3 tRNA genes and 3 rRNA genes are annotated in these 5752 nt (G+C 54.2%); all 6 read right to left on the reverse strand.

Annotation, left to right across the window (positions count from 1 at the left end):
• The 6 genes from KUV26_RS23325 to KUV26_RS23350 all read right to left on the reverse strand — a co-directional run bounded on the left by KUV26_RS23325 (position 1) and on the right by KUV26_RS23350 (position 5503).
• Positions 1-77: transfer RNA gene (locus KUV26_RS23325), tRNA-Met, on the reverse strand.
• A 48-nt stretch (positions 78-125) separates the two neighbouring features.
• Positions 126-240, reverse strand: a 5S ribosomal RNA gene (gene rrf, locus KUV26_RS23330).
• Positions 241-433: 193 nt separating this feature from the next.
• Positions 434-3262 (reverse strand): 23S ribosomal RNA (locus KUV26_RS23335).
• A 393-nt stretch (positions 3263-3655) separates the two neighbouring features.
• Positions 3656-3731: transfer RNA gene (locus KUV26_RS23340), tRNA-Ala, on the reverse strand.
• 20 nt (positions 3732-3751) lie between these two features.
• Positions 3752-3828, reverse strand: a tRNA-Ile gene (locus tag KUV26_RS23345).
• Between the two features lie 213 nt (positions 3829-4041).
• A 16S ribosomal RNA gene (locus KUV26_RS23350) occupies positions 4042-5503 on the reverse strand.
• Together the 16S, 23S and 5S rRNA genes with 3 tRNA genes alongside form the textbook arrangement of a ribosomal RNA operon.
• Positions 5504-5752 lie beyond the last annotated feature (249 nt).

A 5752-nucleotide genomic window follows, 5' to 3' on the forward strand; every position in this document is an offset into this window, starting at 1 on the left:
TGGTTGCGGGAGCAGGATTTGAACCTGCGACCTTCAGGTTATGAGCCTGACGAGCTACCTGGCTGCTCCATCCCGCGGCAGTGGTTTTGTTTCATCGTTTTAGAGAGATTATTGGATTTTACTAGGTTTGGCGGTGACCTACTCTCCCAGGGCTTGAGCCCAAGTACCATCGGCGCGACAGTGCTTAACTTCCGGGTTCGGGATGGGACCGGGTGTTTCACTTGTGCTGTAGCCACCAAACCGAGGAAAATCCACTTGCCTCCGGCAAGTGGATTTGGCGGCAGGCAGCGTGTTTACGAAGTAAACATGCGTTGCCGCACCTGAGTTACGTCACAGGACGTTTCCACATGCGGAAGGCAATACAATCAACATGTCCAAGTTCAGTTAGGGATGTTTGCTTTGATTGGTTTTGTAACACTGTCTGTTACTGGATCAAATCAAGCCTATCGGGCGATTAGTACCGGTCAGCTGAACGCATTGCTGCGCTTACACCTCCGGCCTATCGGCGTGGTGGTCTTCCACGGCCCTCAGGGATACCTTGTTTTGAGGGGGGCTTCCCGCTTAGATGCCTTCAGCGGTTATCCTGTCCGATCATAGCTACCCAGCACTGCTATTGGCATAACAACTGGTCCACCAGTGGATCGTTCACCCCGGTCCTCTCGTACTAGGGGCAACTCCTCTCAAGTATCCTACACCCACGGCAGATAGGGACCGAACTGTCTCACGACGTTCTAAACCCAGCTCACGTACCTCTTTAAACGGCGAACAGCCGTACCCTTGGGACCTGCTCCAGCCCCAGGATGAGATGAGCCGACATCGAGGTGCCAAACACTGCCGTCGATATGGACTCTTGGGCAGTATCAGCCTGTTATCCCCGGCGTACCTTTTATCCGTTGAGCGATGGCCCTTCCACGCGGGACCACCGGATCACTATGGCCGACTTTCGTCTCTGCTCGACTTGTCAGTCTTGCAGTCAGGCTGGCTTCTGCCATTGCACTCAACGAGCGATTTCCGACCGCTCTGAGCCAACCTTCGCGCGCCTCCGTTACTCTTTAGGAGGCGACCGCCCCAGTCAAACTACCCGCCACGCAGGGTCCCGGATCCGGATAACGGACCGCGGTTAGACATCAAGAGTGCGAAGGGTGGTATCTCAAGGGAGGCTCCACCGGGACTTGCGTCCCGGCTTCGATGCCTACCACCTATCCTGCACATCACAATCCTGATGCCAGTGCGAAGCTGTAGTAAAGGTGCACGGGGTCTTTCCGTCTAACCGCGGGAAGCCTGCATCTTGACAGGCAATTCAATTTCGCTGAGTCGATGTTGGAGACAGCGGGGAAGTCGTTACGCCATTCGTGCAGGTCGGAACTTACCCGACAAGGAATTTCGCTACCTTAGGACCGTTATAGTTACGGCCGCCGTTTACCTGGGCTTCAATTCGGAGCTCTCACCCCTCCTTTTAACCTTCAGGCACCGGGCAGGCGTCAGACCCTATACGTCGCCTTGCGGCTTCGCAGAGCCCTGTGTTTTTAATAAACAGTCGCCACCCCCTGGTTTGTGCCCCCGGATCCAAGTTGCCTTGAACCCGGGCCTCCTTCTCGCGAACTTACGGAGGTATTTTGCCGAGTTCCTTCAACATCGTTCTCTCAAGCGCCTTGGTATTCTCTACCAGTCCACCTGTGTCGGTTTAGGGTACGGTCTGATGGAGGGCTATTTCCAGGGACCAATCAGCGGCCCGCCCAATCCGATAAGGGCGAACAACCTTCATGATCCGTCACATCCTCCTGGCCTAGGAATATTAACCTAGTTCCCATCGCCTACGCCTTTCGGCCTCGGCTTAGGGGCCGGCTTACCCTGCTCAGATTAGCTTTAAGCAGGAACCCTTGGACTTTCGGCGAGAGTGTCTCTCACACTCTTTGTCGCTACTCATGTCATCATTCTCGCTAGTGATCTCTCCACCGGATGGCTCACGCCCCGGCTTCATCGAAAGCCTCTCTCCTCCAATGTTCCCGGAGGAACTAAGGAGGAATGAGACTATGTCACACTACGCTCTGCTACCATGCACTATGTGCATCCTCGGCTTCGGCTCATGGCTTGAGCCCCGTTACATCTTCGCCGCAAGACATCTTGATTAGACCAGTGAGCTGTTACGCTATCTTTAAAGGATGGCTGCTTCTAAGCCAACCTCCTGGTTGTTTTGGACGTCTCACCTGCTTTCCCACTTAGCCATGAATTGGGGGCCTTAGCCGGAGGTCAGGGTTGTTTCCCTCTCCACGACGGACGTTAGCATCCGCCGTGTGTCTGCCATCTAGTACTCCCGGGTATTCGGAGTTTGGTTAGGATCAGTAAGCCTGTGGGGCCCCATTACCCATCCAGTGCTCTACCCCCCGGGGTATTCGGATGACGCTCTACCTAAATAGATTTCGCAGAGAACCAGCTATCTCCGAGTTTGATTGGCCTTTCACCCCTAGGCACAGCTCATCCCGATCCTTTTCAACGGATGTGGGTTCGGTCCTCCAGTGCGTGTTACCGCACCTTCAACCTGGCCATGCCTAGATCACTCGGTTTCGGGTCTGATCCCACGAACTCATGCGCCCTATTAAGACTCGCTTTCGCTGCGCCTCCGCCTAGCGGCTTAAGCTTGCTCGTGAGACCAAGTCGATGACCCATTATACAAAAGGTACGCTGTCAGCCCTCAAGGGGCCTCCAACTGATTGTAGGCGTTCGGTTTCAGGTACTGTTTCACTCCCCTCGCCGGGGTGCTTTTCACCTTTCCCTCACGGTACTGGTTCGCTATCGGTCAGTAAGGAGTACTTAGCCTTCGGAGGTGGTCCTCCGGTCTTCGAACAGGATTTCACGTGTCCCGCCCTACTTAATACGTCCCTCAAAGCTTCCCATACGGGGCTGTCACCCGCTCTGGCTGCGTTTCCCAACGCATTCTGGTCACTCATCAGGCTCGGCTGGTCCGCGTTCGCTCGCCACTACTAACGGAGTCTCTATTGATGTCCTTTCCTCCGGGTACTTAGATGTTTCAGTTCCCCGGGTTTGCTCTTAAAGACCTATGTATTCAGTCCTTAAGTACCTGGTTAAGCCCATTATAAGCAGCCTTGCGGCTATTATAACGAACTTTCAGGTGGGTTCCCCCATTCAGAGATCTTGGGATCAAAGCCTATTCCCGGCTCCCCCAAGCTTATCGCAGGGTATCACGTCTTTCATCGCCTCTTACTGCCAAGGCATCCACCAAACGCCCTTCTCGCGCTTGATTTGATCCAGAAAGAGACAGTGCAAACTGCCGCAGCACCGGAAGCTGGTAAGAAACCGGCGCCTCTGTTTCTGAACCAAAAAGCAAACTATCCCGCTCCCGGTCATGTCGGTGACCAGGAACTTGTTGCATGATCTCGCGATCATGCGGGTTAGTGTACTTGACTTGGACAACACTGCCGTTTCAGCCGGGCATACTCCAGGACGTCTGAGGAAACATGACGTATTCTGAAGCTCGCCTCACTTCCGAAGAAGATCGGCACCTGACTGAGGCCAATCCCTCACGCGGGCGGCCAACAGTATTGTTGATTGTATCTCTCTTAACGATGTCAATGTGTTCATCCGATTGGATGATCAAACACTTCAGCCAAGTGCTTGATGATCAAATCGAAGGAAGTGGTGGAGCCTAGGAGGATCGAACTCCTGACCTCCTGAATGCAAATCAGGCGCTCTCCCAGCTGAGCTAAGGCCCCATAATGATCCCCGCGGGGAATGGTGGGTCGAGGAGGACTTGAACCTCCGACCTCACGCTTATCAGGCGTGCGCTCTAACCACCTGAGCTACCGACCCAGTTGATTTTGCGAAGCAAAATCGACGTTGCCCGACAGGCGATTTGCAAAGCAAATCTGCCGAGAGGGCCAGGCGCTCCTGGCGGAACAACCTGATGTTTTCTGAAGAGATATGAGGACGGTCCGGTCCGTATGGTGGACAGCTTTGTTTGCTGTCCGTTGCTAAGTGCTTCACGATCAAGAGCAAGCTCTGTGATGCTAGAAACATCCTTAGAAAGGAGGTGATCCAGCCGCAGGTTCCCCTACGGCTACCTTGTTACGACTTCACCCCAGTCGCTGAGCTCACCGTGGTCCGCTGCCTCCAAAAGGTTGGCGCACGGCCTTCGGGTAAACCCAACTCCCATGGTGTGACGGGCGGTGTGTACAAGGCCCGGGAACGTATTCACCGCGTCATGCTGTTACGCGATTACTAGCGATTCCGACTTCATGCCGCCGAGTTGCAGACGACAATCCGAACTGAGACAGTTTTTTGGGATTAACCCATTGTCACTGCCATTGTAGCACGTGTGTAGCCCAACCCGTAAGGGCCATGAGGACTTGACGTCATCCACACCTTCCTCCCGCTTATCACGGGCAGTTTCCTTAGAGTGCCCAGCCGAACTGCTGGCAACTAAGGATGTGGGTTGCGCTCGTTGCCGGACTTAACCGAACATCTCACGACACGAGCTGACGACAGCCATGCAGCACCTGTCACTGAGCCACCGAAGTGGAAACCAGATCTCTCTGGCGGTCCCAGGATGTCAAGGGTTGGTAAGGTTCTGCGCGTTGCTTCGAATTAAACCACATGCTCCACCGCTTGTGCGGGCCCCCGTCAATTCCTTTGAGTTTTAACCTTGCGGCCGTACTCCCCAGGCGGAATGCTTAATCCGTTAGGTGTGACACCGACTAGCATGCTAGCCGACGTCTGGCATTCATCGTTTACGGTGTGGACTACCAGGGTATCTAATCCTGTTTGCTCCCCACACTTTCGCACCTCAGCGTCAGTATCGAGCCAGTGAGCCGCCTTCGCCACTGGTGTTCCTCCGAATATCTACGAATTTCACCTCTACACTCGGAATTCCACTCACCTCTCTCGAACTCAAGACTGGGAGTTTTGGAGGCAGTTCCGGGGTTGAGCCCCGGGATTTCACCCCCAACTTTCCAATCCGCCTACGCGCGCTTTACGCCCAGTAATTCCGAACAACGCTAACCCCCTCCGTATTACCGCGGCTGCTGGCACGGAGTTAGCCGGGGTTTCTTTACCAGATACTGTCATTATCATCTCTGGCGAAAGAGCTTTACGACCCTAGGGCCTTCATCACTCACGCGGCATGGCTGGATCAGGCTTGCGCCCATTGTCCAAGATTCCCCACTGCTGCCTCCCGTAGGAGTCTGGGCCGTGTCTCAGTCCCAGTGTTGCTGATCATCCTCTAAAACCAGCTATAGATCGTAGACTTGGTAGGCCGTTACCCCACCAACTATCTAATCTAACGCGGGCCGATCCTTCTCCGATAAATCTTTCCCCCGAAGGGCGTATAAGGTATTACTCACCGTTTCCAGTGGCTATTCCTTAGAGAAGGGCACGTTCCCACGCGTTACTAACCCGTCCGCCGCTCACTCCGAAGAGTGCGCTCGACTTGCATGTGTTAGGCCTGCCGCCAGCGTTCGTTCTGAGCCAGGATCAAACTCTCAAGTTGAAATGCTGTCACCAGCATATCCTTGACGTTCGAACCTCTGCACATCACTGCCGTTCCGGCTAGGAACGGCAATAGTCTCTGTCTGTATGTGCTTCAGTACCAAAGGCACCGAAGAACCGTACAAGACAGTGAAGCTGACACTGCATCATCGGACCTAAATCCTAGCAGCGCGATATGCATCGGCTGATCCATCGAAATGAACCAAACCGCCCGCATATCTCTTCAGTCATCCATCAATGTCAAAGAGCA

The organism is Leisingera daeponensis, from assembly GCF_019801465.1.
GTDB classification, from domain to species: Bacteria; Pseudomonadota; Alphaproteobacteria; order Rhodobacterales; family Rhodobacteraceae; genus Leisingera; species Leisingera daeponensis_A.